The organism is Kitasatospora sp. NPDC091276 (genome assembly GCF_040684355.1).
Lineage (GTDB): Bacteria > Actinomycetota > Actinomycetes > Streptomycetales > Streptomycetaceae > Kitasatospora.
Genome location: NZ_JBFBFU010000028.1, coordinates 52,551 through 77,878, shown reverse-complemented (window position 1 = coordinate 77,878; position 25,328 = coordinate 52,551). Strand labels below are relative to the sequence as shown.

Annotated in this window: 22 protein-coding genes and 1 pseudogene; 15 read left to right on the top strand and 8 right to left on the bottom strand. The window is 72.7% G+C overall.

Going from position 1 to position 25,328, the window contains the following annotated elements:
- Positions 1-33 precede the first annotated feature (33 nt).
- From AB0O19_RS29465 to AB0O19_RS29440, 6 genes are all read left to right on the top strand, one after another.
- Positions 34-1,401 (top strand): acyltransferase, encoded by a 1,368-nt coding sequence (locus AB0O19_RS29465; RefSeq protein ID WP_363623831.1) that lies wholly within the window; start codon positions 34-36, stop codon positions 1,399-1,401.
- On the top strand, positions 1,382-2,608 hold the full coding sequence (locus AB0O19_RS29460; protein ID WP_363623829.1) for a cytochrome P450: 1,227 nt from the start codon (positions 1,382-1,384) through the stop codon (positions 2,606-2,608). The genes AB0O19_RS29465 and AB0O19_RS29460 overlap by 20 nt, the downstream gene beginning before the upstream one ends.
- A gap of 291 nt (positions 2,609-2,899) precedes the next feature.
- Positions 2,900-3,040, top strand: a complete 141-nt coding sequence (locus tag AB0O19_RS29455) for a lasso RiPP family leader peptide-containing protein (protein WP_350878647.1) — start codon at positions 2,900-2,902, stop codon at positions 3,038-3,040.
- An 11-nt stretch (positions 3,041-3,051) separates the two neighbouring features.
- Positions 3,052-4,884, top strand: coding sequence for an asparagine synthase-related protein (locus tag AB0O19_RS29450; RefSeq protein ID WP_363623827.1), 1,833 nt, complete (start codon positions 3,052-3,054; stop codon positions 4,882-4,884).
- Positions 4,885-5,142: a lasso peptide biosynthesis PqqD family chaperone gene (locus AB0O19_RS29445; RefSeq protein WP_363586890.1), complete on the top strand. Its 258-nt coding sequence runs from the start codon at positions 4,885-4,887 to the stop codon at positions 5,140-5,142.
- A complete protein-coding gene (locus AB0O19_RS29440; RefSeq protein WP_331745183.1) occupies positions 5,139-5,567 on the top strand; it encodes a lasso peptide biosynthesis B2 protein in 429 nt (142 codons plus the stop codon). The genes AB0O19_RS29445 and AB0O19_RS29440 overlap by 4 nt, the downstream gene beginning before the upstream one ends.
- A 54-nt stretch (positions 5,568-5,621) precedes the next feature.
- Here the strand turns inward: AB0O19_RS29440 and AB0O19_RS29435 are convergent, their stop codons facing one another.
- On the bottom strand, positions 5,622-6,365 hold the full coding sequence (locus AB0O19_RS29435) for a DUF4232 domain-containing protein (RefSeq protein WP_363623825.1): 744 nt from the start codon (positions 6,363-6,365) through the stop codon (positions 5,622-5,624).
- A 274-nt stretch (positions 6,366-6,639) separates the two neighbouring features.
- On the opposite strand from AB0O19_RS29435, the pseudogene AB0O19_RS29430 reads away from it, so the two are divergent.
- Positions 6,640-6,984: pseudogene (locus AB0O19_RS29430) on the top strand (M14 family zinc carboxypeptidase); the annotation flags it as partial.
- Here the strand turns inward: AB0O19_RS29430 and AB0O19_RS29425 are convergent.
- Positions 6,901-7,470, bottom strand: coding sequence for a pentapeptide repeat-containing protein (locus AB0O19_RS29425; protein WP_363623883.1), 570 nt, complete (start codon positions 7,468-7,470; stop codon positions 6,901-6,903). The pseudogene AB0O19_RS29430 and the gene AB0O19_RS29425 sit on opposite strands and share 84 nt — an antisense overlap.
- Before the next feature lie 683 nt (positions 7,471-8,153).
- On the bottom strand, positions 8,154-9,815 hold the full coding sequence (locus tag AB0O19_RS29420) for an FAD-dependent monooxygenase (RefSeq protein ID WP_363623823.1): 1,662 nt from the start codon (positions 9,813-9,815) through the stop codon (positions 8,154-8,156).
- Positions 9,816-9,901: 86 nt separating this feature from the next.
- On the opposite strand from AB0O19_RS29420, the gene AB0O19_RS29415 reads away from it, so the two are divergent.
- Both AB0O19_RS29415 and AB0O19_RS29410 read left to right on the top strand, forming a co-directional pair.
- Entirely contained in the window at positions 9,902-10,510 is a 609-nt protein-coding gene (locus AB0O19_RS29415) for a TetR/AcrR family transcriptional regulator (protein ID WP_363623821.1), read from the top strand.
- A 306-nt stretch (positions 10,511-10,816) separates the two neighbouring features.
- Positions 10,817-11,362, top strand: a complete 546-nt coding sequence (locus tag AB0O19_RS29410) for a hypothetical protein (protein ID WP_363623819.1) — start codon at positions 10,817-10,819, stop codon at positions 11,360-11,362.
- A gap of 146 nt (positions 11,363-11,508) precedes the next feature.
- On the opposite strand, the gene AB0O19_RS29405 is transcribed toward AB0O19_RS29410, so the two are convergent.
- Together AB0O19_RS29405 and AB0O19_RS29400 are read right to left on the bottom strand one after the other, a co-directional pair.
- Entirely contained in the window at positions 11,509-12,246 is a 738-nt protein-coding gene (locus AB0O19_RS29405; RefSeq protein WP_363623817.1) for a hypothetical protein, read from the bottom strand.
- A gap of 229 nt (positions 12,247-12,475) precedes the next feature.
- Entirely contained in the window at positions 12,476-12,991 is a 516-nt protein-coding gene (locus AB0O19_RS29400) for a hypothetical protein (RefSeq protein ID WP_363623815.1), read from the bottom strand.
- 313 nt (positions 12,992-13,304) lie between these two features.
- Here AB0O19_RS29400 and AB0O19_RS29395 point away from each other — a divergent pair, with 313 nt between their 5' ends.
- The 4 genes from AB0O19_RS29395 to AB0O19_RS29380 all read left to right on the top strand — a co-directional run bounded on the left by AB0O19_RS29395 (position 13,305) and on the right by AB0O19_RS29380 (position 18,440).
- Positions 13,305-14,516 carry a hypothetical protein gene (locus tag AB0O19_RS29395; RefSeq protein WP_363623813.1) on the top strand — a complete coding sequence of 404 codons (1,212 nt, stop codon included), beginning with the start codon at positions 13,305-13,307 and terminating at the stop codon, positions 14,514-14,516.
- A gap of 178 nt (positions 14,517-14,694) precedes the next feature.
- On the top strand, positions 14,695-16,470 hold the full coding sequence (locus tag AB0O19_RS29390; protein ID WP_363623811.1) for an amidohydrolase: 1,776 nt from the start codon (positions 14,695-14,697) through the stop codon (positions 16,468-16,470).
- Positions 16,471-16,498: 28 nt separating this feature from the next.
- Positions 16,499-17,275 carry a LuxR C-terminal-related transcriptional regulator gene (locus tag AB0O19_RS29385; RefSeq protein WP_363623809.1) on the top strand — a complete coding sequence of 259 codons (777 nt, stop codon included), beginning with the start codon at positions 16,499-16,501 and terminating at the stop codon, positions 17,273-17,275.
- Positions 17,276-17,738: 463 nt separating this feature from the next.
- On the top strand, positions 17,739-18,440 hold the full coding sequence (locus tag AB0O19_RS29380; protein ID WP_363623807.1) for a hypothetical protein: 702 nt from the start codon (positions 17,739-17,741) through the stop codon (positions 18,438-18,440).
- 305 nt (positions 18,441-18,745) lie between these two features.
- On the opposite strand, the gene AB0O19_RS29375 is transcribed toward AB0O19_RS29380, so the two are convergent.
- Positions 18,746-19,693, bottom strand: a complete 948-nt coding sequence (locus tag AB0O19_RS29375) for an amidohydrolase family protein (RefSeq protein ID WP_363623805.1) — start codon at positions 19,691-19,693, stop codon at positions 18,746-18,748.
- Positions 19,694-20,211: 518 nt separating this feature from the next.
- Here AB0O19_RS29375 and AB0O19_RS29370 point away from each other — a divergent pair.
- Positions 20,212-21,249 carry an NAD-dependent epimerase/dehydratase family protein gene (locus tag AB0O19_RS29370; protein ID WP_363623803.1) on the top strand — a complete coding sequence of 346 codons (1,038 nt, stop codon included), beginning with the start codon at positions 20,212-20,214 and terminating at the stop codon, positions 21,247-21,249.
- A 315-nt stretch (positions 21,250-21,564) separates the two neighbouring features.
- On the opposite strand, the gene AB0O19_RS29365 is transcribed toward AB0O19_RS29370, so the two are convergent.
- Positions 21,565-22,770 (bottom strand): phospholipase, encoded by a 1,206-nt coding sequence (locus AB0O19_RS29365; RefSeq protein ID WP_363623801.1) that lies wholly within the window; start codon positions 22,768-22,770, stop codon positions 21,565-21,567.
- A 405-nt stretch (positions 22,771-23,175) separates the two neighbouring features.
- Between AB0O19_RS29365 and AB0O19_RS29360 the strand changes: the two genes are divergently transcribed.
- Entirely contained in the window at positions 23,176-24,471 is a 1,296-nt protein-coding gene (locus AB0O19_RS29360) for a hypothetical protein (RefSeq protein ID WP_363623799.1), read from the top strand.
- Between the two features lie 252 nt (positions 24,472-24,723).
- Here AB0O19_RS29360 and AB0O19_RS29355 read toward each other — a convergent pair whose 3' ends face one another.
- A complete protein-coding gene (locus tag AB0O19_RS29355; protein WP_363587107.1) occupies positions 24,724-25,269 on the bottom strand; it encodes a hypothetical protein in 546 nt (181 codons plus the stop codon).
- Positions 25,270-25,328: the final 59 nt, after the last annotated feature.

The window sequence follows — 25,328 nt, the reverse complement described above, 5'->3', positions numbered from 1 at the left end:
TCGCCGGGCCGATCCGCTGGGTCGCACGGTGCGATGCGGTGCATCGAGAAAATCCGCTTGACCGTTCCGGCGGGGCATTTGATAGTGGCCCAAACAGTCTGCGCACGTGCTCGGATTCCACCCGGGAAGCCTTGGTGCGTGGATGTCGTCATCGACAGAGAAGCGGTGATGCAGACGCCGGAACCGTCCGCTCGTCCGAGCCGCCTGCCGTCGCTGACCGGTATGCGGTTCATCGCGGCGTTCGCCGTGGTGGTATCCCACCTGGCCGGTCAGATCTTCGGATCGATACACCCCGGTCTGCCGTACCTGATCACGACCCTCGGACCGGTCGGGGTGGCGTTCTTCTTCGTGCTCAGCGGCTTCATCCTCACCTGGGTCGCCGACCCGAACGACACCGCCGGACTGTTCTGGCGCCGACGCCTGGTGAAGATCCTTCCGAATCACCTGACGACCTTCACGGCCACCGTGGCGTTGATGGCCGCTGCGGGCGTTCCGATCATGGTGATCAACACGATCCCGCCGCTGCTGCTGATCGAGCCCTGGATTCCCGACTTCGACGCCCTCGGCGGGCTGACCGGAATCAACGTGCCGAGTTGGACCCTCGGCTGCGAGTTGGTCTTCTATCTCGCGTTCCCCTGGCTCATCCGCCTCATCGGGCGCATCCGGCCGCCGCGGCTGTGGCCGTGGGCGGTGGGCGTCGCCATCGCGATCATCGCCGTCCCGTTCGCCGCCCAGGCGCTACCGGCGCGGCCGGCCACCTCATGGGACCCGGCGATCGCCGAGCTGCAGTCCTGGTTCGCCTACAGCCTGCCCTTCACCAGGATGCTCGAATTCGTCCTCGGCATCCTGATGGCGCGCATCGTGATCTCGGGGAAGTGGATCCGCCTGGGCATGACGCCGGCGTTCCTGCTGACCATCGCCTGCGTGGTGGTCCAGTCCCACCTGCCCGGCGTGTTCCGGCTCTGCGCCGGACCGACCGCGTCCGCACTCGCCCTGCTGATCGCGGCCGCCGCCTCCGCCGACGTACGCACCGCACGCACCCCCTTCAGCGGCCGGACCATGGTGTGGCTCGGCGAGATCTCGTTCGCCCTCTACCTCGTGCACTACCTCGTCATCCAGTACGGCCCGATCGACGGCGTGCACGCCACGGGCGGGACGGCGGGCGGCGCCGCGTCGACGCGGCTGGTGCACATCCTGCTCACCGTCGCGATCAGCCTCGTCCTCGCGGCGGCCCTCTACACACTGGTCGAACGCCCGGCGGTCCGACGCTTCAGCCGGCCGCGCGGCCGCCGCGCCGGACCCACCCCGGTCCGTGAGGACGGCCGGCCCCGTACGCGTCGGCGCGATGAGCTCTCCCTCCCTCATCCTGGAGCCGTCACCCATGACGAAACCCAGCCCTGACCCGGCATCAGAACTCCCCGGACTCCCCGAATTCCCGGTCACCCGGCCGGACTCCCGCCCCCTCGACCCCGACGAGACCTACGCCCGGCTGCGCGCCCACGCGCCGGTGTCACCGGTGCGCTGCCCGGCCGGGATGGACGCATGGCTGGTCAGCCGCTACGAGGACATCCGGAGCGTGCTCACGGATCCCCGGCTGAGCTCCCGCGGCGCGGGATCGATGCACATGCTGCCCTCCTACGACCGGCGCGACCCGGCCCCGGGCTCGATGATCCAGCTGGACGGGGAAGAGCACGCACGGCTGCGACGGCTGCTGATCGGCGAGTTCACCGTGCGACGGATGGAGGCGCTGCGTCCGTCCGTCCAGCGGATCACCGACCGGCACGTCGATGCGATGCTCGCCGGGTCGAGCGCCGACCTGGTACGGGACTTCGCGCTGCCGATCCCGTCGCTGGTGATCTGCGAGCTGCTCGGCGTGCCCTACGACGACCACGAGTCCTTCCAACACGACAGCGAGGTGCTGATCGGCTTCGGGGCCGACGCGGCCACCCGCGACGCGGCCACCCGACGGCTGGAGGGCTACCTCGGCGAGCTGATCGTTCGGCGCCGGGCCGAGCCGCGGGACGACCTGCTGAGCCGGCTGATCGTCCGCGGCGAGGAGACCGAACACCCCCCTACTGTAGGGGAGTTGGCCACGCTCGGCGTACTGCTGCTGGTCGCCGGGCACGAGTCGACGGCCAACATGATCGCGCTCAGCGTCCTGGTGCTGATGGCGGACCGGGAGCGGGCGGCCGCGCTGCGGGCCGCCCCGGACACCATCGGCACGGCCGTGGAGGAACTGCTGCGCTACCTGTCCGTGATCCAGTTCGGGCTGCTGCGGTACGCCACGGAGGGCGTCACCGTCGGCGGTACCGCGGTGGCGGCGGGAAGCTGGCTGGTCGCCGCGATCCCGTCCGGAAACCGGGACGAGGACCTGTTCCCGGCCCCGGACACCGTCGACCTGCGCCGACCGCCCCGCACGCACCTGGCGTTCGGGTTCGGTCCGCACCAGTGCATCGGCCAGCAGCTGGCCCGGATCGAGTTGCAGGTCGCGCTGACCACACTGCTGCGCCGCGTGCCGGGGCTACGGCTGGCCGAGCCGTTGACGCAGTCCGCGTTCAAGCACAACGACATCGTCTTCGGCCTGCGGAGCATGCCGGTCCTCTGGTGACGTCCGGGGCTTCGAGGGCTCGCGGCGCCCGCCGCCGGCCACGGCAGCGGCGGGCCCGCGTTCTCCCGCGTTTCCCTCTGGCCGGATCCAGCCCCTCCGCCCTCCGTGCGCGCGGACCGGCACTCACGTGCCCGGCAGCCCCGGGAGCGACACCGGCCGCCCAGGTGGGAGACCGTCAGGTTCCGGCCGAAGCCTCCGGCACCGCTTGTCCATCGGGGAGTCGGCAGAGAACAGTTGTACTCGACCGGCCGGTGATCGCGTCCCACTCCTTGTGAACGAGAGGACATCGTCATGACCGACGTGTACGAGCCCCCGACGCTGGACGTGTACGAGCCCCCGATGCTGATCGAACTCGGTGACTTCGCGGACCTCACCCGGGGCTTCGACATCGGCAACCAGTCCGATGTCCACGGCTACTACCTCGCCCCCTGAGGAACCGGCCGATGAGCGGTCACCCGCGGACCTGGTTCGTGGTCCTTCCGGACACCGAAGCCGGGGCCGCGACGGCCGCGGTGTGGGGCACGGCCGAGTGCCGTGCCCTGCACCACCCCAGCGGGCGTCCCTGGATCCTCGGCCACTGGCCGGCCGACGAGCCGGTCACCGCCCAGGCCGGACCGGTCGCGCTGGCCGTGTTCGGCACCTCCGACGCCGACCCGCACCGCCTGCGCCGCCACGCCGAACGCGTTCGCGACCCGCGGGACGTGCTCGCCCTCGGCGGCGACCTCGCGGGCAGCTTCCACCTCCTCGCCACCGTGCACGGCACCGTGGCCGCGCGCGGCTCGCTGTCCGGACTGCGCCGACTCCACCTGGCCGAGGTCGACGGCGTCCCCGTGCTGTCCGACCGGGCCGACGTCCTGGCCGCCGCCGCCGGCCTCGCCCCGTCCCTCGACCGGCTCGCCCTCAGGCTCGCCGACCCGCTGCCGCACCCCGTCGACGCGCTGCCCCTGTGGCCGGGAGTCACCGCCGTGCCGCCGAACCACGCGGCCGTGCTCGCCCCCGGACGCCCCGCCCGCACCCTCGCCCACTGGCACCCGCCGGCCCTGCGGCGAGCCCGGCCCGAAGCCGCGACGGCGCTCGGCCAGGCCCTGCACCGGGCCGTCGACACCCGGACCAGGGACGGCGGTCTCATCGCCGCCGACCTCTCCGGCGGGCTGGACTCCACACCCCTGTGCTTCCTGGCCGCCACGGGCCCGGCCGAACTGCTCACCGTCACCATCGGCTCCGTCGACCCCCACCACGAGGACGCCGCCTGGGCGCAGCGAGCCGCGCACCACCTGCCCGGCCGGCGACTCGTGCTGGCGGCCGAGGACATTCCCGCGATGTTCGCCGACATCGACACACCCGGACCGCAGGGCGACGAACCGTTCGCCTGGACCCGGACCAGGGCCCGCGACGAAGCCGTCGCCCGGCTGCTCGCGACGCACGGCGCCCGGCTGCGGATCAGCGGCGAAGGCGGCGACGAGGTGCTGCAGGCCCTGCCCGCCTACCTGCGCACCGTCCTGCCACGGCACCCGGCCACCGCCGCCCGCCACCTGCGCGGACACCGGGCCCGCCTGCGCTGGACGCTGCCGGACGCCCTGAGCGCCCTCAGCGACCCCCGGCCGTATTCGGCCTGGCTCGCCCGCGCCGCCGACCGCCTCACCCACCCCGACCCGCCGCGCACCACCCAACTGCTCGGCTGGGGGATGGCACCCCGGCTGCCGCCCTGGGCCACCGCCCGGACCGCCGAACTGGTACGCGAACAGCTGCGGGCCGGCCAGGGCTCGGAACCGCTGGCGCCGGAGCACGCCCAGCACCAGGCGCTGCGCATGGTCCGGCACAGCGCGGCGGCCATGCGGCAGCTGATCGACGCCACCGCCCGCGCGGGAACGCCGTACAGCGTGCCCTTCCTGGACGACCAGGTCCTGGACGCCTGCCTGGCCGCCGACCCCGCCACCCGCGGAACGCCCTTCGCGTACAAGCCGCTGCTCACCGCGGCGGTCGCTCCCGACGTGCCGGCCGACCTCCTCCGGCGCACCGGCAAGGGCGACTTCAGTCCGGACACCTACCAGGGGCTCGCCCGCCACCGCGCCGAACTCGCCGCGCTCATCGACGACAGCGCCCTGGCCCGCGCCGGACTGGTCGACCCCGCCGTCCTCCGGCAGGCCTGCCTCGGGCTGTACCCGCCCGGCACCTCCTACGCGGCCCTGGACGCGACGCTCGCCTGCGAGCACTGGCTGCGCGCCCACGGGACGAGCCGGCACCCCGCTTCCCCGACCACCGCCCAAGGAGCTTGAATGGCCACCCGGTTGCGCCCCGACGTGACGCTCACCCCGACCGACGACGGCGCCGTCGTCCTGGACGAACGCTCCGGCCGCTACTTCCAGTTGAACCGCACCGGGCTGCTCATCCTGCGGTCCCTGCTGGAGGACCGGACCGCCGACGAGATCGCCGCCGACCTCGGCGGCCGGTTCCCGGTCACGGCGGCCCGGGCACGTTCCGACGTCGACCGGCTGCACGAGAGCCTGCGCACCGCCGGGCTGGTCACCGGATGAGCCTGCACGCGCACGCCGACCACGTGGGCCGGCCGCCCTGGCACCTGCGACCGGCCGTGCTCGCGGCGATCGGCGCGGCGCGGCTGGTCGAACGGCTCCCCCCGGCCCGGATCCGTCGGCTGATGAGCGCACTGCGGCGCGGCGCCCGCCCCGCCGGCCGGGCCGAGGCACTGGCCGCCCGGCAGGCCGTGGTCGCCCTCAGCATGCGCTGCGCCGGCCAGGGATGTCTCCAACGCTCGATCGCCGCAGCGCTGTTGTGCCGCACGCGCGGCACCTGGCCGACCTGGCGCACGGGCGTGCGAACCGCGCCCTTCCGCGCCCACGCGTGGATCGAGGCCGACGGCGAACCCGTCGACGAGCCCGCCGAACTCGCCCACTTCCACCCGCTGATCACCGTCGCACCGGAACACCGACCGGGCCCGTGACCTCGTCGCTCACCCGGGTCCGGCCGTGGGTGGGTGCCGGTGGTGTGGTCGGGGTTACTTGCCGGCGGCTGTCATGGAGGTGACGGCGTCGGCGATGGTGGCGCGGTAGTTGCCCATGTGGGGGTTGAGGATGCGGGTGTCGTTGGTGAGTGGGAAGTTGTGGGTGGCGGCGAGGGGCATGTTGGTGTCGTCCTGGTCGGCGAGGACGTTGAGTTCGTTGATGTCGGGGGTGGTGCCGGTGGTGGCGCCGCTGGGGTTGAGGTCGATGACGGCGTAGGCGTTCTGGCCGGCGGGGAGGGGGAAGCGCTGGGTGCCGCTGGCGAGTACGGGCCGGATGTTGTTGCTCTGGTCGCGGGCGGTGGAGTTGCCGAGGTTGACGCCGGGGGAGGAGCTGAGGCTGCAGGCGGTGGTGCCGGTGTTGTGGATGTCGATGACCCGTTGGCTGGGTGCTCCGGGGCGTGTGGTGACGTGGATGGAGAGGTTGTTGATGTCGCAGGGGGTGGCGTCGGCGGGGGCGTTGCCGGTGCCGGGTCGGGTGCTGGTGGAGGGGCTGGTGCCGGACGGTGTGTGGGGTGCGTTCGTGGGGGTGTGCGACGCCGGGCCCGTGGTCGGTGCGGTCGGTGCCCCGGTTGCGGGGGCTGCGCCGGTGGGGGCGGGGGTGACGGCTGCGGTGGTGGGGGAGGCCTTCGGGCCGGCGGCCGGGTCGGTGTTGTCGGGCCCGCAGGCGGTCAGGACGAGTCCGGCGCCGACGGCGAGGACGGCGGTGACGAGCAGCGGGTGACGGCGGCGGACGGACATGGTGGCTCCCTGATGGCGGTGCGTGCTGGCTTGCTGGACATCCACCATGACGGTCGGTCAGTGGCTTTCGGTGGCATTCGCGGCGTCACAATCGCCAGGACATCGCGAGGACCGGACTGTGACATTCGCTCGGGATGCCGCGGGTTGACACGGCGCACTTCGGGCCCGTCAGAGCCAGCCGTTCTGGGCGGCCTTGATGCCGGACGGGTAGTGATCAGTGCGAGCCGGCCGCCGTTGGCGCGAGGCCGGGACGAGCGTACAAGGGAGGGCACCGATGTTGACCGATACGTCGACCAGCGCCGGCAGGGCGGTCCTGCTTCACGACCGGTACCCCACGCTGGAAGAACTCGCCGACACAGCAAACCTGCTGGCCGCCAGACACCCGGAACTCTGCCGCGTGCGCACCGTCGGGACATCCCGCGCCGGCCGGCCGCTGGTGCTCCTGACGATCGGCCACGCCGCCGCCACCACCAACGTGCTGATCGTGACGGGTGCGCACGCCGACGAGTTCTCCGGCCGCGCCGGCATCGTGGAACTAGCCCACCGCGTCCTCGCACAGCCGTCTCTGCACCAGGCGGTGACCTGGAACTTCCTGCTCTGCCTCGACCCCGACGGAGCATGCCTCGCAGAGGCCGGCGCCAGCACCCGAAGCCTGCCCGAGTACTTCGAGCACTACTTCCGCCCCGCCGCCGAGGAGCAGCCCGAGTGGGCGCCGGCGATCGGAGGGAGACTTCCCGAGAGCCGGATCCTCCTCGACCTGATCGACGACCTCCGGCCGTCCCTCCAGTTCTCCCTCCACAGCGCCGACGTCGGCGGGACCTTCCTCCAGTCGACCTGCGATCCGGCCGGCCTCGCCGAGCCGTTCGCGAACTCCGCCGCCGGACTGGGGATCCCGGTCGAGACCGGCCCCTACGACGCCTTCTGGCTGCGCGAAGCGGGCCCGGGCGTCTTCATGATGGCGCCGCACCACATCGACCAGCAGGAAAGCAGCACCGGAATGCTGGCGCCACCTCGCCCCGGCCAACCTCGCCCCGGCCAACCTCACACCGGCCAACCTCACACCGGCCAACCTCGCCCCGGCCAACCTCGCCCCGGCCAACCTCACACCGCCCAGCCCCAGCAGGAGACAGGAGGCGTCCGCGCCACCACCTGGTTCGCCCCCCAGCGCTACGGCGGCGAGACGGTCATCGTCGAGACGCCGGCCTGGGCCGGCGCCCACCTCGGGGACACCCGCCCGGCCGACGACCCCCACACGCGCCTGACCGCCTGCGCCGACCAGGTCCGGGAACGAGGGCGCCTGCTCACCGACCTGATGGACGAAGCTCTGCCCCACCTGGACGACACCGCCCTGCTCCGGGCCGCGCGCACGCCGCTGACGGCAGCGCGACAACTGGCCCACGCATGGGACCCGCGGGCCGCCGGACAGCGCCTCCTCCACCCGACGCCCATGACGGAGGCGAAACTCGCCGGCATCGAACTGTGGGCCCACCGGATCCCGGTCCGCGCGGCCGCGCTGCTCCGCCGCGCCGCCGAGGCGGCCAAGGCGGCCAAGGCACCCACCACACCGGCCACCGCCCGACTCGACCACCTCCTCCAGGACTGGTGCGCCCAGTACCAGCGGCGCTTCCAGCCGACCTGGCTGCCCGTCGCCCGCCAGGCCGAGCACCAGGCGAACACCGTCCAGGCCGCCGTGGCGCTCAGCCGTCCGACGACGCCCGGCGCTCGGCGCGACCGGTAGAGCACTCCGCTGCTTCGGCACCGTGGTTGCGGCCGCCGGTCGAAGCCGCCTCAGCGTGCTGAGGGGCGGTCGGCTCCCAACGCCCGTCGCGTGGCGGGGGCGAGGACTGTGAGGGGGTCCGGGGCGGCGTGGGCGGTGCGCCAGGCGATCACGTGGTCGGGACGGACCAGCAGGGCGCCGTGGTCGCCGATGCCGCAGGTGTCGGCGGGCCGTTCCGTTGCCGGGGCGATCCGGCGGGGCAGGAGTGCCGTGTCGAGGAAGGCGTTGTGCGGGTCCAGCTCGCGTGCGGCCCGGATCCAGGGGTGTCCTTCGGGTCCGGCGAGAACCAGGTAGCGGCCGGCGCGGACCAGGTCGAGCGTGGAGCGGGGCCGGTCCGTGTCGGGGAGCGGCAGGTGCGGCAGCCGGGTGCCGGGCTCGCCGTGCCAGCGTTCCGGCTCGTCGGCCGCCGGGAGGGCGGCGGCCGGGTCGTCGCCGGGGACGGGGTAGCGGTAGCCGATGGCCACTGCCGCCTCGCTGAGCAGCGGGCGGTCCTCGATCGGGACCAGGGCGCGGTCGCGGGCGCGCAGGAGTGCCTGGTCCACGGTGATCCGGCCCACTGCGCGGCGCTCGGTTTCGTAGTCGTCCAGCAGCCGCGGGTCGGCGTGGCCGCGCAGGACCGAGACGAGTTTGGTGGTGAGGTTCCAGGCGTCCTGGATGCCGGTGTTGGCCCCGAATCCGCCGGTCGGCGGGGTGACGTGGGCCGCGTCGCCGAGGAGGAAGACGCGGCCGGCGCGGTAGGAGTCGGCCAGCCAGCCGCCCATCTGCCAGGGCCGGTGTCCGGTGAGCGTGAAGTGCGATGGCGCCAGGCCGAGCGCGCGCGAGACGATGCCGCGGCAGCGCTGGACGTCGAACGCGGCTGGATCCGTGGTGCCGGGGTCGTAGGTCACCGACACCGTCCCGCGGTCCTGCGCCGTGTTCCAACTCAGGAACGCGTGCTCGGGCGGGCCGGTGAAGGCGAGGGCGAGCCGGCGGCCGTCGAGCACCTGGCGCAGGTCGGCTTCGAAGCCGATCTCCATGACGTGCGCGACCACCTCGGCGCCGCTGCGGCCGATGCCCAGGTGCTCGCGGACGGCGCTGCCGTTGCCGTCCGCGGCCAGCAGGTAGTCGGCGGCCACGGTGTAGGTGGCGCCGTCGGCGCCGCGGATCCGGGCCACGGCGTGGTCGTCGTGGCGGCGCAGTTCGAGAAGGCGGTGGCCGAGGCGCAGGTCGGCGCCGGCCGCAAGGGCGTGGGCGCGGACGACCTCCTCCAGGTCGGCCTGTTTGACGAAGGCGCTGGGGCAGGGCGAGAGGCGGCTGAAGTCCGCTGCGGCCGGTAGCCGCCAGCGCCGCAGCTCCGGGCCGTTGAGCGAGGCGACCACCGCGGCGTGGTCGGCCGGTGGGAGTCGGTGCTGGACGGCGTAGACGTCCTGGTCGGCCCCGACCGAGCGGTAGGCCTCCATCGTTCGCGGATAGAACAGCTTGGCGCGCAGCCTGGTCGAGACCGCGGAGTGCTTCTCGACCAGGACGGGGGTGATGCCCCGGGCCGCGAGGAACAGGGCGGCCGAAGCCCCGACGATGCTGCCGCCCACGATCAGGACGGGGACGCGTGCGGGCGGTGGCGTCGGGGCGGCAGCGGACGAAGCGGTCTTGCTGTCGGCTCTGGTGGCGGGAGCGATGGGACCTGGCACGGGCATGGACCCTCCAAAGGAAACAGAACAGCTCTGTTCCATTATTGCCTGCTGGCGGCCCCCTAACGCAACAGGCCTGTATCGTTACCGGCGTGACCACGGAACTCCCCAGCCGCCGCGGGGGCCGGCAGCGTGACCCCGCCACCGACACGGCCATCATCGATGCGGTCCTCGGCATGGTCGCCTCGGGCGCCACCCTCACCGGCCTGTCGCTGGTGACCATCGCCAAGCAGGCCGGGGTCTCGCGCAACAGCGTCTACCGGCGCTGGAAGACCAAGGACGAGCTCTACCTCGACGTGCTGGAGACGATCAACGAACCGCGGCCCTTGCCGGCCGGCGCCGACACCCGCGCCGACCTCGCGGTCCTTCTCCAGACCCTGGCCGAGCGCGTCGTCGACGAACGGGCCAGCAGCATGCTGCGCGCTCTCAACGCCGAGGCGGCAACCTTCCCGCGGCTGCACAGCCGTTACTTCGAAGAGATCGTCACTCCCCGCCGGAATGCCATGAACCATGTCCTGCGACGCGGCGTGGAACGAGGAGAGATCCGCCCCGACATCGACCTCGACCTGGTCTCCGAACTCCTCGTGTCCCCCCTCCTCGCCCGCATGGCATCGGGCAGCACCGACCAGCTGGACCCGGAACGGGCAAGCCGGCGGATCATCGACCTCGTCCTCGACGGTGCGGCGCCCGCGCCGAGCTGAGGAGAAGAGCGGACTGGGCCGCGGCCTCCGCCGCACCGACACCGCCTCCACGTGCGTACGGGCGCGCCCGTCCGGCACCGCGTCGTTCACCGGCATCGGGTGCCGCCGGGCCGGGGTGGGGCATTGCGCGCCAACTGCCTTGCTGACATCCTCAGTTGGCCGTGCCGGTCCCGGCGGTCGGGCAGGCCCCGCACCGCGGGCGCGGCTCGTGCGGCTCGTACGGCTTCGTGGCGGGGGCGGTGGGCGCAGCAGCAACAACGGTGGGCAGCGGTCGTGGTGCGTGCGCGGGGAGGCGGCGTGTGGGGTGTGGCAGCGCGTGCGGCGGTGCGTGTGGCGGCGGGGATGCTGGCGGCGGCGCTCCTGACCGGGGCGGTGTGGCTGGCCTGGTGGCTGAGCGCGGAACGGATGGGCGCGGCCATGGGGCTGGGCCCGCCGGACGGCGTGGTGCTGGTGGACCGCTGTTACGAGGTGTCCGACAGCGAGGGCAACAGCGACGGCACCGACTGCCAGGGGCGGTTCACGCCGGCCGGCGCCTCCGCGGGCGAGGTCCGCCCGATCGTGGTGAACGGCACGACCGGCAAGCACCGGGCCGGCACCCGGCTCCCGGTGCGGCTGGTGCGGGGCGTGGCCTACGAGCCGTCGTCGGCGCCCGCCGTGAAGTACGGGATCGGCGTGGGCATGATTCTCGTACTGGGCGCGGTGCCGGCCGGCTGGCTGCTGGTCGGAGTCCGGCGTGGTCAGGCCCCGGAGGCCATGACCCTGGTGGTCGGCCTCCTCATCGGGCTTACGGCCGTGGCGGTCCTGGGCATCGTCGTCGGCTTGCTCGCAGGCCTCGTCGAACTGGCGCTCTGAGTGGGGCCGGCGGGTGTCCCGTCCCGCCGAAGGCCGGGCCCGCGCCCCGGTGGTCGGTGCCCCGTCGGCTCGTTCTCCTCGGAGGCTATGGCGCGCGGGCCGTGGTCATTCCCCCCCCCCGTGTACGGGGGCCGTCGACGCGGTGCTCACCTGGTGATGTCGCCGTCCGGCACGTCCCGGACGGTGACCTCCTTGCCCTGTCGGCCCAGGATCTTGGCCACCACGTCACCGATCCCCTTCGCGTCGCCCGTCGGCTCGGGGACCGACCCGTCGGTGTACCGCTCGATGGCCTTCTGAAAGTAGGAGGGGTTCCAGGCTCCGACGGCCCCGCTGACGTCGACGGCCGCCACCCGTCGGCCACCGACGGCACGCTTGATGGCCGGCAGGACCTCGTCCGAGTAGTACTTCCCCGGGACCTGGAACAGGCTGGCGTGGCCGCCGACCTTGCCGCCGTCCCGCAGGTAGACGGTGACGACCAGGCAGCTGGTCACCGACGGGTAGGTGATCGTCCCGTGCGGACCCACCTCGCCGACCTCGCCCTCCGTGATCGAGAGGGTGGTCGCGGGCGCACCGGCCTGCCGGACCTCGGCCACCGGGCCGGACGCAGCGCCGGGCCCGGCGAGGTCCATGGTCCCGGCAGCCCTGCCGAACGCGGCCCTGACGGCCCTGACGGAGCCGACGGAGCCGACGGAGCCGACGGAGTTGAGGGAGTTGAGGGAGTCGACCGCCTCGGTGGGGGCTGGGCCGTACGCCTGCTTGCCTGCCCCCGACCAACCGGCCGACGCTCCATCGCCCCCGCCTACCGCGCAGGCCGCCAACACCAGCACCGCGCCGACGGCCGGCCCGATCCTTCCAGCGCACCGCTCGGACACCACGAACCTCATGACCCCACACCCCACGAATCCGGTCTGCACACACCCGCGCACGCACGCGGCGACACATGCTCCCGGGCACGAACGATCTCGTCAACCCAACACCCAACACCCAACACCCAAGACCCAACAACCGACGGCCGACGGCCGGGGGTCACCGCCGCCGGTCGTGCAGCCGCCGGCAGCGGTCGCCGTGGTCGACCCGGCCGGGGGAAGGGAATCGGCTCCGATCGTCGCCGGGTCAGGCGTTGGGGGAGTCGGTGATCCACCGCAGGACGTCCTCGGCGACCTCCGCCGGGGCACGGTCGGAGCTGGTGAAGGCCGTGGGGACGAGTTCGCGCAGTTCGTCGGCGTCCTGGACGGCTTCCTCGACCTGCTCCGCGCTCCAGCCACGGGCGGCCAAACGGACGCGGCGGTCGTGGTCCGCGCAGTCCAGCCGCGCCCAGACGACCTCCGGGGCGTCCGGCACATCGGCCGCGGCGGCCTCCCACTCGGCCGGGGTGATGGGGCAGGACACCAGGACGGGCCCGCCTCCCCGCGCGAGCATGCCCGCGATCCGCACCCACAGGCGGTTGTAGTCGGGCCAGATGCCGGACGCGTCCGGGGAGGTGATGTCGATACCGAGCAACCGACCGTCGTCGTCGGGCAGTTCGTCGAAGTCGACCACCGCGACCGGCCGTTCCCGCAGCCGACCCAGAAGTGTCGACTTGCCCGCCCCCGGTGCCCCGGTGATCAACCGCACCACAGACCTGACCATGACGATTCCAGCCCCGCTTCCGTCGATGACCGGTACCCCGGATCCCGAGTGCCCAGCCGACCATAGCGGGACACCTGCCCCTCGTCCCTCAGGATCCGGCCGCAAGCCGCCCTCCGGTGCCGCAACATCCGTGTTCTGTCGGCGAGTTCGCGTTGATCCGGTGACGAACCGGTCGGGGGCAAATCACCGATCGGGCTGCGCGTCCCGGCCGGGCTGGCGGAGACTGGTGCGCGGCACGGGGGCGGGGAAGCGGCGTGCCATCGGCTCGGCGGTGCCTCCGTGACGTCAACGAGAGACAGGAGCTGCACATCCCATGAGCAAGCGCACCTCTCGCACAGTCGCGGCGGCCGTCGCCGCCGCCACGGCCGCGGCCCTGGCCGTGGGTTCGGCACCGGCGGCGGCCGCCAACCCTTACCCCGGGGGTATCTCGGTCGGGTCGCCGCCCATCGAGCCCGGTACCTACTCCAGTGAGCTCAAGGCCGCCAACGGCAACGGGGACAGCGTCTCCTTCGTCATCGTGGGGGACCTCACCCGTAACGAGAACATCAGGACGTACATGTTGCTCTGGAGGGCGGACTGGTCGACCGAACCACTCGCGCTGCTGCCGGGGGACGCCGGTGGTAGTCCGGTCGGGATCAACAACGCCCGTACCGTGGTGGGGACTTCCGCTGCGCAGGTCGGGGGCCGGCAGCACGCGGTGCGATGGACTTCCCCGTCCACACCGACCGAACTGCTTCCGCTACCCGGCGACACGACGGCGGCCCCTGCCGCGATCGGTGACAACGGCACCGCGGTGGGGTCCTCCTGGGGCGCGGCGGCCGCGAAGCACGCCGTTGCGTGGCCGCCGAGCGGTGCCCCCGTCGTCCTGCCGCCGCTGCCGGGCGACACCGAGAGCGAGGCCGTCGCCGTCAACAGCTCGGGTACGGCGGTCGGCTACTCGTACCCGGCCGGCGGTATCGTCTCCCGGCGGGCGGTGGCGTGGAGCCCCGATGGGACCGTCACCGCGCTCGACGTGCCGGCGGGCTACGTGACCAGCAGCGCGGCCCGCATCACCGACTCCGGCGTCGTGATCGGGGCCGGCCGGCCGGGCGGTGAGCCGGGCGCGGACCACGCCCTCGTCTGGAACGCCGCCGGCGCCGTCTCCGACCTGGGTGCGGGCAGCCAGGCGAAGGCCGTGAACAACGAGGGCACGGTGGTGGGCGGCCTGGGAGGACAGGCAGCGCGCTGGGCCGTCGACGGCACGCCTCTGCCGCTCGCGCCGACCACGCTCACGAGCATCGCCACCGGCATCAACGACCAGGGCGTCATCGTCGGGTACACCAGTGACCCGTGGCCGGCCCGCGCCCAGCTCTACGCGCAGCGCTGGAACCCCGACGGGTCCGTCATCGCGCTTCCCGCGTGGTCGAAGGACTTCCCGTACTCCATGCCGTTCTTCGTCACCGACAGCGGAATCGTCCTGGGTGAGCTGCTCCTTCGAGGCCTCGCGGGCTACGGCAAGCCGTTGACCATCCGCTGGACCATGTAGCTTGCACGGCCCGGTGCCGTCCTGACCTGACCCGACCGCCGTGGGGCGTCACCCCGCCACCGGGGGAGCGTGTATCGGTGGGATGACCGATGTGCGAGGGACGGGTGCACGGACATAGTCCTCGGGAGAGCGTTTCCGGGCGGCCGTGGTGCGCCCGGTCTTCGAAAGGGGCCTTTCTGTGCACACGTATGCGGACCTGGTGTTTCTCGACGGGAAGGTGGTCACGGTCGACGCGGAGTTCTCCGTCGCCTCGGCCCTGGCGGTGACCGGCGGGCTCATCAGTGCCGTCGGCGGGCGCGACGACGTCGCACCGCTCATCGGACCGGGCACCCGGGTCGTCGATCTGCGGGGGGCGACGCTGCTTCCCGGCATCAACGACTCGCATCTGCACGGATGCGCCTTCGGCATGGCGTCGCCGCCGCTCTCCCTCCACCTCGGCCACCCCGCCGTGCCCTCCCTCGCGGACGTGGCCGAGGCGGTGCGGGAGGCCGTCGGCCGGGTCCCGGACGGGCAGTGGATCACGGGGCACGGCTGGGACACCGGCTACCTCGACGAGTGCGTCGCCGATCCGTCGCGGCTGCCCTCGCGGCTCGATCTCGACGCCGTGAGCCCGGACCACCCGGTCGTCCTGTACTCCTTCTCCGGGCACGCCACCTGGGTCAACTCCAAGGCGCTGGAGCTGATCGGGATCGACCGGCACACCGTCGCGCCGCCCGGCGGGGCCATCGTCGTGGACGAGGCGGGGGAGCCCACCGGGCTGCTCCACGAGGGAGCCCAGGACCTCGTCCAGAACGCGCTGCCGGCGCTCAGCCGGCAGGAACGGACCGACGCGGTCAGGTCGGCCCTCGCCACGCTGGCCCGGCTCGGCGTGACCAGCTACACCGAGCCCGGGCTCGGCCCCGGCGGCGACGGCATCATGCGGGGCGCGCTCGGCACGGAGACCCTCGACGTCTACCGCCGGCTGCTGGCCGACGGTGAACTGACCGCCCGCGTCGGCGTCCTGCTCCTGCCCACCGGAATGGCCAGTACCACCGAGGAGTTCACCCGCGGCCTCGCCGTGCTCACGGCCCTCGGCGAACCCGGCGAACCCGGCGGGTCCGGTGGGTCAGGCGGGTCCGGCGAACCCTTCGAACCCGCCGCCCCCGGCGGCGCCGATCCGCGCCGCCTCGCGATCCACGGCGTCAAGGTCTTCGCCGACGGTGTCGTGCCCAACAAGACGGCCTGGATGCACGAGCCGTACGTCGGGGGCGGCTGCGGCTCGTTGTGCGTCGGCGGCCGGAGCGACACCGAGCGCAGCGCCGAGATCGCCGCCATCATCCGCCACGCCCACGCCGCCGGGCACCAGGTGGGCGTCCACGTCACCGGCGACCGGGCCATCGACACCGTCGCGGACGCCTTCGCCGCGGCCATGGCCGAGCACCCGCGGCCAGACGCCCGCCACTACGTCATCCACGGCGACTTCCTCACCCCGTACGGCATGGAGGTGCTGGCCGCGCACGGCTTCGGCGTCAACATGAACCCCACCATCAAGTGGACCGTCGCCGACATGGAGGAGGACTTCGTCGGCGCCGAGCGGGCCGCCTACGCCTGGCCCTACCGCGACGCCATCGACGCCGGGGTGCGGGTCGCGAGCGGGTCGGACGCCCCGGTCACGTTCCCGGACTGGCGCCAGGGCGTGGCGACCATGGTGCTGCGCGAGTCGAAGGCCGACGGCCGGGTCAGCGGTCCCGAGCAGCGCATCGGTCTGGCCGAGGCGATCCGCACCTACACCATCGACGCGGCCTGGCAGGACTTCGCCGACGACTGGAAGGGCTCCCTGGAGGTGGGCAAGGTCGCCGACCTCTGCGTGCTGGACGGGGACCTGCTCGCCGCCGATGCCCACGACATCCCGGCGATGCCCGTCGTCCTGACCGTCGTGGACGGACAGGTCGTGCACGACACCCTGCGCGATTGACGCAACCCGGGCACATGATCATCCTTGGATGATGGCAACACGGCGCGGCGGTGCGGACATCCTGGAGGCGGCCCTGCACGTGCGCGAGGCCGCCAGGAGCGCCACGAGCGGTGCGGGCGGCGTCGACGCGGTCCTGGCGGCGCTGTCGGAGGTGGTGGAGTACGACCACGCCTCCCTGACCAGGTGGGATCCGCTGCGCCGGCGCCACACCACCCTGGCCGGGAGCTACCCGGACGACGCCACGGCCTACATCGAGACCCGCCTGCACCGCGACCCGGTGTTCCCGGTGCTCCGCAGGCCGGCCCGGGGCGCCCTGTGGCTCGGGGACGTTCCCGGGCGGCTCCTGGCGGCATCCCCGGGCTTCCGGGAGGTGCTGTGCCCCCTCGGTATCGAGGACGGCGTGGCCCAGTGCCTCTTCGCCGCCGACGGCCGGTACGTCGGCATGCTGAACGTCAGCACCCGCCGGCCGCGGCGCGCGCCCGATCCGGCGCGCGCCGTGGTCACCCTCCTCACCGAGGCCCTCGCGGCGGCCGTCACCGCCCACGCGGGCCCGCCACCCGAGGCGCTCGCCGCGCCCGGCCCGGCCGCGAACGCGCCCCGGCCCGGCGGGCTCTCGCCACGCGAACTCCAGGTGCTGGCCGAACTGACCGCCGGCCGCACCAACCGGCAGATCGCCGAGCGCCTGCACATCACGCCCCGCACGGTGGGAACCCACATCGAGCACATCCTCGCCAAGCTCGACCTGCCCAACCGCGCGGCCGCGGCCGCCCGGGCCGCCGCCTGGGGCATCGGCCCCTCCCGCTGACACGGCCCCACCAGCACGAACCGCCTCACCCGCCCCGCAGACGCACGCCCGCCCCAGCCGGGCCAGGCCGGGCGGACGTGTGCCTACGGCCGGTACTGCTCGGCGAGGTCGCCGTAGCCGCCGGCCGTCCAGACCGCCTTGCGGAAGTCCGCGAGGACGAGCGCCTGGGTGCCCTGCCCGGAGGTGGGCGGGAAGTGAGCGGTGCCGCACCGGGCGCAGTACCAGGCCTGGTTCCAGAGCCGCTCGGCCTGCGGCCGGCCCTCCAGACGCCGCCGTCGGCTGAGGAAGAGCGCGGTCGCGCCCGCCAGCAGGGCGATCGCGGCGGCCAGGATCAGGCACGACCCCCAGAGCGGGACCAGGGCGTCGTTCGCGTCGGCGAGCGGGGCCGTCCTGGTCGACCGCGCGACACCGCAGCCCGAAAGAGCCGTTCTTGAGTGCCGGTCACCCCCTGACGCGCCTTGCCGTGACCGCAGCGACCCTCGCCGTCCTGGCCAGTTGTTCGTCCTCGCACGGCAAGGAGCCGCACCGGCCCGGAGTCGAAGCCGCCACTCGGCTCGGCCCAGGCGAAGGCCCGGACCTACCGCCCCCGGCTGGCACGGCAGCACCCTCCAGCGCCGCCCCGAGCGTGGGGAGTCCGGCGGACTGGCCCACCGAGCCGGTGGCCGCCGCCGAGGCTCCGACGGTCAGGAGCCAGGTGATCGAGCCCGGGTACACCGGCGAGTCGTATCTGAACCACCTGGCCACCACCTGGGGCATCGCCATGAAGGCCCGGGAGAAGGTCGACTTCCCCGGCCGGCCGACGGTCTGGCACGCCTCGGGCGTCAAGCAGGACGGGAACACCGCGATGTGGATCGCCGCGGCGTGGACCATCGACGGCGACTTGACGACCTGGTCCTGCCACGTGACGGCCACCGCCGCGAAGCAAGCCGATTTCCTCCATGATTGCGCCGGCCTGGATCACCCAGGAGCGGAACCGGAGTCCACCAAGACCTGGCTGGACGCCATGAAGCCCCGAGTGGACACCGCCTTCGCCGCCGGCCGGGCCCCCATCGACAGCCCGCTCCACCGCTCCGGCCCGGTGGCCTTCATGCTCCAGAAGGGACCCGACGGCACGTACAGCGGCGACTACTACGAACTGCGGACCTTCGGCGTCGGTTCGAGCTGATCGGTTGACTCGGTGTGGAGGAAGCGGGTGTACCGGGGATCGGAGGCACTCTCCATTGAGCGGAGCGCGCGCGGCGTCGGGCCTGCGGGGAACCGCCCGGGCAGGACGCCGTTCTGGTGCCCGGCGCCGTGCCCGCCTGCTGTTTTGCGGTCTGCGCGGTCTGCTCACGAGTGGCGTGCCGCCCCTGGTGTTTCGGTGGTGGGTCACTTGCATGAGGCGCCCTCGTGTTTGGTCGAAGGGGATGGGTGGAGAACCCGTGCTGGCGCCGCGTCGGCCACTGCCACCTGGAAGGGCGACATCAAGTCTCAGATGTTGAAAAGGCGTTCAGCGTTGGTGTGCGCGATCTTGTCGCGGTCCTCGGGGCTGAGCGGAGCGGTTTGCAGGAACGTGGCGTGTTGGACGGGGTCTCCGAAGGGATAGTCCGTGGAGAACATCAGCCGGTCGGCTCCGAACACCGTCAGCGCACATTGCAGGGGAGCGACGGTGGTGTACCCGCTGATCGTGAGGTGGACGTGGGAGCGCACCGTGTCGGCGACGGACTCGTTCCCCGGCCGCAGACGGCTGAGGACCTCATCGGCGCGCAGCAGGGAGAACGGCAGGTTCTCCCCCATGTGCCCGACAATGACCTGCAGACGCGGGTGCCGGTCGAACACACCGCCCAGCACCATGCGCAGGACGTGCATCCCGGTCTCGGCGTGCCAGCCCCACCCTGCGGTCATCAACAACGCAGCGACAGCCGGGTCGAGACCTGCTCCGTATGCCTTGATGACAGCAGCCGGCGGATATGTCGGGTGCAGGTATACGGGGACCCCGAGCTCCTCCGCCGCCGCGAGGACCGGTTCGAACTCGGCGCTGTCGAGGAATCGGCCACCGGTATGGCCGTTGATGATGACTCCGCAGAACCCCAGATCGCGCACCGCACGGAAGGCTTCGGCTGCGGCGGCTTCAGGGACGGGCATGGGCAGACTCGCCAGCGCGCGGAATCGCCCCGGGTACTGCCGGATCGCCTCTGCCGCCCGGTCGTTCAGCGCCCGCGCCAGGTCAACCGCACGCGGACGAGGTACTTCCTGAGCGGCCGGAGCGACCACCGACAGCACCTGGACATCGATGCCGGCCGCATCCATGACCGCTATCCGACCCGCGCCGAGATCCGCCAACGGGCCCGCCGCAGCGGGTGGCAGGCCATACCCGGCCATCACCTCCTTTCCGTGCTCGGACGGCAGGAAGTGCTCTTCGACGGCGATCAGTCGCATGGGTTCCTCGTTTCCTCGACGGCGGCGGCCGCGCAGGCCCGCGCCGGCTTGCGCACCGAGTATCCGGATCGGCCCGGATCGGTCGCAACGAGTCCGCGGGCGTATGCCGGATACCGCGCGAGAGAGAGCCCGGATGCATGGAATCCATCGACTCCACCCGCGCACTCGCCGCCGACCCCGGCCCGGACCTCGAACTGCGCGCCGAGCTGCTTCGGGAACTGGCCTCCTGCACCTCGCCCGCGCCGGGCTCTCCTTTCCCGCCCCCCGGACCGTCCCCAAGCGATCCCCCCTGCCGCTGACCACCGCCCCCCCCGCAGTGCGGCGACGAGCTCGCCCACGGACACGGCACGCGTCACCGCCGCTGCCACGGCTACGGCCCGGCCCGGTCCGGTCCGGCCCGGTCCGGTCCGGCCCGGCCCGGTCCGGTCCGGCCCGGGCCTCGGCCACTCAGCGGGACCGGGAGAACCCGCCGGATGCCGCACGGTTCTGCGGCACGGCCTCCGGGGCACGATCGTCACATGCGAATCCTCGTTCTCGGCGGGTCGGTGTTCCTCGGCCGCGCCTTCGTCACGGAGGCCCTGGCCCGGGGCCACGAGGTCACCGTGTTCAACCGAGGCCGTTCCGGACCCGACCTGCCGGGCACCGTGACGGTGCGCGGCGACCGCCACAATGCCGGTGACCTGGCCGCGCTGGTCCAGCGGGCGCCGGGCCCCGACCGGGCCTGGGAGGCGGTGATCGACACCAGCGGCCAGCAGCCGCACGCCGTCGCCACCTCGGCCCGGTTGCTGCGCGAGCACGCGAGCCACTACGTCTTCGTCTCCTCGGTCCACGCCTTCGCCCGCTGGCCCGACCGGCCGGTCGACGAGGACTCGCCGCTGCACGACTGCCCGGCCGACTCGCCACCCGGCCTGCCATTCAGCACCGCGCTCAAGGCGGGCTGCGAGCGGTCGGTGATCGAACAGTTCGGCACCGATCGATCGACCGTCCTCAACTGCGGTCTGCTGATCGGCCCGCACGAGAGCATCGGGCGGCTGCCCTGGTGGTTGGAGCGGACGGCGCGCGGCGGGCGCGTGCTGGCCCCCGGCAGGCCGGACCTGCCGATCCAACTGGTCGATGCCAGGGACTTCGCCGCCTTCGGGCTGGACCTGGGGGAACGCGGCGTCGGCGGCCGGTTCGTGACCACCTCGCTGCCGGGGTCGAGCACCTACGGCGAACTGCTCACGGCCTGTGCGGCGGCCAGCGGTTCGAACGCCGAACTGGTCTGGGTTGAGGACCAGCGGCTGCGTGCGGCCGGCGTCCGGCCGTGGAGCGAACTCCCACTCTGGTACCCGGAGTTCGATGACAACGGGAGCGCCGGCGCGATCTGGCGGGCGGACTCCCGGGCAGCTGCGGCGGCCGGGCTGCGCTGTCGCCCGCTCGCCGAGACGGTGCATGACACCTGGGCCTGGCTGCAGGAACGCGGCCCGCGCGAGGAGCCCTACACCCAGGGTCTACAGGGCGACGTGCTCGGCATCGATCCGCAGAAGGAGCGCCGGATCCTGGCGGGCGAACTCTGACGGCGAACCCTGGCGGGCCCGCCGAATTCCCATCGCGGCGGCGGCCCGGGCCTGCCATGACGGCCCGCCATGGCCTACGAACTGTTGCTCATCGGTGGTGGTGCGGGCGTCGGAACGACGACGGTCGGCTGGGAGGTGTCGGCAGTGCTGCAGGAGACGAGCACGGCGCACTGCCTGATCGAGGGCGACTTCATGGACACCCAGCGCCGAGAACGGACACCGGGCACCCCGCTACGACGTCGGCAGGACCGTCCGGCGCCCCGAGGTGCTGAGACGTCGGCGGCCCCGGAAGATCCTGACGGACGGAGAACGCGCTCAGTTCGGGCAGATGCCGCGGGTGTGGTCGACCGTGGCGGCGGCCTGCGAGTCGCGCCACTCGGGTGCCAGCAGGTTCGCGTCGAGCTGGGCGGCCGCGTCCGGGCTCTCCACCAGGTAGCCGAAGTCCTGCAGCCAGGCGGGGTAGAGGTTCTTCGAGCCGACGAAGAACGCCGAGCCGTCGACCGCGACGACCTTGTGGTGCAGTGCGTACGGGTGACCGTCGGCCCAGGTCGCGGTCGGCGCCGCGCGGAAGGAGGCGAGCTGGAGGTTCCGGCACATGGTGGCCCTCACGCCGGACGCGTCGCCGGTCCGGGCCGCCAGCCGGGCCTGGAGCGCGTCGCTGATCTCGGAGAGGGATTTGATCTGCGAGTAGCCGCCGCTGCCGACCGTGCCGCGGTTGGCCGGGTCGCTCACCACGATGCGCACCTTCACGTCGGCGGCGAGCTTGGCGGCGAGCAGGTCGTAGAGGCGCAGGTCGTAGCGCGGCAGCGGCGGGCAGGTGCCGTTCAGGTCCTGCTGGGAGATCTCGATGTGGCTGGTGGCGCCGGCCACCAGGGCCCGGAGCGCGCTCTCCTCGGGGTTGACCGTCTCGTAGTCGCGGTCGCCGTTGGTGTTGTCGTGCAGGGCGACCAGGCCGCACCTGGCGTCGGAGGCGGCCGGCCGGTCCGGCTGGTGGGTGGAGGCCGGGTCTGCGCTCCGGATGCCGACGCCCAGGCCGCCGATCGCGAACACCGGCAGGTTGCCGGTGGCCGGCACCGGGCCGGGGTTGGCGTCCTTCTCCAGGTTCGGCAGGCAGGGCGCGCCGTTGCTGGAGGCGAACCAGGTGTTCGACAGCACTCCGGTGTTCTTGCAGGTCCAGCCCCACAGGGTGTCGAGGTAGGAGCCGGCCGAGGCGGCGGCGGGGCCGGTCAGCGCGAGGTCGACGTCGGACACCGGGTGGGTGGTGTCGATGTAGTCGTCCTTCCAGTTGTTGATGCCGCCGGTGATCACGCTGCGGCCGTCCACCACCAGCAGCTTGGAGTGGTTCCAGGACAGGGCGGTCCTCGAGGTGGTCATCGAGGCGACGTTCAGCGTGACGCCGGCGGCGGCCGGGCCGAGCCGGGCCAGCAGGTCGTCCCGGTAACTGGTCGGCAGCGCGGTGATGTTGTAAAGGGGGGCGGCCCCCACCAGGACCCGCACGGTCAGCTTGTTGCCCGCCGCCACCGAGGCCTTCAGGCCCGAGACGATCGCGTCCTGGAACGCGCCGTCGGGGAACGGCGCGAGGGTGGAGATGTGAGGCCCCTTAAAAATACCCGATAGTAACTTGAGGGTGTGTCAGGGGCCTGTCGGGATCCGCCCGCTGGGGCTGACGGCCCGGCTGCGCCGAGATCGCTCGTCGTCGGCAGTGTCCGGAGATGGGGAGGAACTTCTTTCCGGCCGCCTGCAACCTTTGGCCGGGCTCCACGTCTATGACAGTGAGAAGCGGGGCCGTGGTCGCCCCCCCGGCCGCACACAAACCTGCTGCGGCCCGCTCGCCATCAGTCATTCAGTCATCAGTCATCAGTCATCAGTCATCAGTCATCAGCGCGCTGCTGCGGCCTGCCCGCAGCACGGTTTCAGGGGAGAACTGTGTCCGCCATCGTTCATGTTCGTCGTACCCGTCGTACCCGTCGTGCCATCGTCGTCGCCGCCCTCGGCGTCGCCGCAGTCTGCGGATCGGTCGTGGCCGCCGCCCCGGTGGCCTTCGCGGGAGAGCCGTCGCACACCTCGCTCTCCGTCCAGGCCCCGGCCTCGGTCGGATTCGCCGGTGGGCCGGTCGAGTTCACCGAGGACATCACCAACTCGGGCCAGGAGAGCACCGGTTACAACCTGGAGCTGCAGACCGTCACCGACGTCGGAACGCCGTCGGACGCGATCGTCATCGACTTCAGGGACCCGGCCGACGGTACGTGGAAGTCGGTGCCCCTGGTGATGACCGGCACCTCCGGAGGCGTCGTGTACGACGGGACGGTGCCCGGGCTCACCGTCCCGGCCGGGCGGACCCTCAGGGTCGACCTGCGGATCGGCGCGCCGATGGGCCTGCCCCACAACGGTGCCACCAACGGCGGCTTCCGGTCCATCGCCCTGCATTCCGCCGTCGTCGTCGACCCCCACGAGCCGGCGCAGGCCGAGGTGACCAGCACGATCAAGGTCACCTCGATCACGAGCTCGCTCGACCACGTGCCCGCCACCGTCGTCGCGGGCGGCGCGCCGGTCGAGTTCGACGCCACCCTCGACAACCCCACGCCGTCCGACTACACCAACCTCGGCAACGTCCTGTTCGTGGACCGGTACGCGACCGTGCAGGTGCGTACGGCGGACGGGGCCTGGCGGACGCTGGACAAGGTGGCCGGAATCGCGCCCGACGACCCCTACGGGGTGTACCTCCAGGGCCGTGACTCCAGCCTCCGGTCGGGTGGCAAGGCCGTCGCCCGGGTGCGGGTGTCGTACGACGCGAAGACTCCGGCGGGCACCACCACGCTCGGCCCGTGCGTGTTCGTCAACGAGGGCCAGCCGTTCCGGGGAACCACGAACTGCGGTACCCGCTCGACGATTCAGGTGCTGCCCGCCGCCACGAAGGCGCCCGAGCCGAGCCCGTCCTCCTCCTCGGCGCCGTCGGCCCCGGCCGGCGCCGCCGTGCCGGTCTCCGCGTCCTCCCCGAGCGCCCCGAGCGCCTCGGCTCCGGCGGGCCCATCCACCACCTCCACCGCGCCGTCCATCCAGCAGGCCCGCGTCGCCGACGCCGCGCAGCCTGCCGCGCCGTCATCCGTCCAGCTCGCCTCCACCGGGACCGACCACACCGCGGGCCTCGCCTTCGGCGGCCTCGCCCTGACGGCCGCCGGGGCCGGCGCCCTCTGGCTGCGCCGGGTGCTGCGCCGGGCCTGAGCACGCACGGCGAGCCCGAACGCGAAGGAGCCCGCCATCCTCCCCGGGTGGCGGGCTCCAGCCGCGGGCGGCCCGTCGGGCGCGCGGCGTCAGCGCCGGCGCGCGGATGCGGGTGCTGGCCAGTACCCGCCCACCGAGGAGGCCCAGCCGGAGCTGCGGGCCGCTCTCTCCCGCCCGAACGCCGACGACCGGTCCGCCGCCTGGACGGCCCCGTTCCCGCGGAACGGGGCCGCCCGGGGGAGCCGGTCAGCGTCAGTCGCAGTGCGGCAGGGACTCCTGGCTGCTGTCGTAGCTTCCGTTGGAGAAGTTCCATGTGACGGTCTGACCGTTGCAGTTGTGGCCGCCGGCGGTGAAGTTCCAGTTGCCGTGGTAGAGGCGGGTGTTCGAAACACCGGTCACCGGAATGTATCCGGAGTCCCACCACCACGAGCCGACGTTCGGCTGGGGCGAGCCCGTGTTCGAGTTGTAGTTCGAGCTGGACTTCACGTCGATCAGGCCGCCGTGCCAGTTGCCGTTGACGTAGTTGGTGTTCCAGAGGTTGATCTCGGTGTAGGCCTGCTTGCTGCAGGAGTTCCAGGCGAGGTAGGCCCGACCGATCGACTGGCCGCCGGCCACGATGGTGCGGGCAGGTCCGAGCACCTGGCCGCAGTCGGCCGCGCTGGCGGTTCCCGCTCCGACCGTGGCGAACGTGAGGCTGCCCGCGCTGGCGGTTCCCGCTCCGACCGTGGCGAACGTGAGGCTGCCCGCGATGACGGTGAGCACAGCCGAGGCCGCGCGCATGCGCGTGCTGATCCGCATGACTCTCCTTGGGGAGAACTTCGAGGTGACTGTAGGTCACCCGTTGGCACCAATGCTTC

What these genes read in the sequence shown, in the direction of transcription:
- AB0O19_RS29465 (WP_363623831.1), top strand. Translation starts at nt 34, where the DNA reads ATGCGGTGCATCGAGAAAATCCGCTTGACCGTTCCGGCGGGGCATTTG.
- AB0O19_RS29460 (WP_363623829.1), top strand. Translation starts at nt 1,382, where the DNA reads ATGACGAAACCCAGCCCTGACCCGGCATCAGAACTCCCCGGACTCCCC.
- AB0O19_RS29455 (WP_350878647.1), top strand. Translation starts at nt 2,900, where the DNA reads ATGACCGACGTGTACGAGCCCCCGACGCTGGACGTGTACGAGCCCCCG.
- AB0O19_RS29450 (WP_363623827.1), top strand. Translation starts at nt 3,052, where the DNA reads ATGAGCGGTCACCCGCGGACCTGGTTCGTGGTCCTTCCGGACACCGAA.
- AB0O19_RS29445 (WP_363586890.1), top strand. Translation starts at nt 4,885, where the DNA reads ATGGCCACCCGGTTGCGCCCCGACGTGACGCTCACCCCGACCGACGAC.
- AB0O19_RS29440 (WP_331745183.1), top strand. Translation starts at nt 5,139, where the DNA reads ATGAGCCTGCACGCGCACGCCGACCACGTGGGCCGGCCGCCCTGGCAC.
- AB0O19_RS29435 (WP_363623825.1), bottom strand. Translation starts at nt 6,365, where the DNA reads ATGTCCGTCCGCCGCCGTCACCCGCTGCTCGTCACCGCCGTCCTCGCC.
- AB0O19_RS29420 (WP_363623823.1), bottom strand. Translation starts at nt 9,815, where the DNA reads ATGCCCGTGCCAGGTCCCATCGCTCCCGCCACCAGAGCCGACAGCAAG.
- AB0O19_RS29405 (WP_363623817.1), bottom strand. Translation starts at nt 12,246, where the DNA reads ATGAGGTTCGTGGTGTCCGAGCGGTGCGCTGGAAGGATCGGGCCGGCC.
- AB0O19_RS29400 (WP_363623815.1), bottom strand. Translation starts at nt 12,991, where the DNA reads ATGGTCAGGTCTGTGGTGCGGTTGATCACCGGGGCACCGGGGGCGGGC.
- AB0O19_RS29395 (WP_363623813.1), top strand. Translation starts at nt 13,305, where the DNA reads ATGAGCAAGCGCACCTCTCGCACAGTCGCGGCGGCCGTCGCCGCCGCC.
- AB0O19_RS29385 (WP_363623809.1), top strand. Translation starts at nt 16,499, where the DNA reads ATGATGGCAACACGGCGCGGCGGTGCGGACATCCTGGAGGCGGCCCTG.
- AB0O19_RS29375 (WP_363623805.1), bottom strand. Translation starts at nt 19,693, where the DNA reads ATGCGACTGATCGCCGTCGAAGAGCACTTCCTGCCGTCCGAGCACGGA.
- AB0O19_RS29370 (WP_363623803.1), top strand. Translation starts at nt 20,212, where the DNA reads ATGCGAATCCTCGTTCTCGGCGGGTCGGTGTTCCTCGGCCGCGCCTTC.
- AB0O19_RS29355 (WP_363587107.1), bottom strand. Translation starts at nt 25,269, where the DNA reads ATGCGGATCAGCACGCGCATGCGCGCGGCCTCGGCTGTGCTCACCGTC.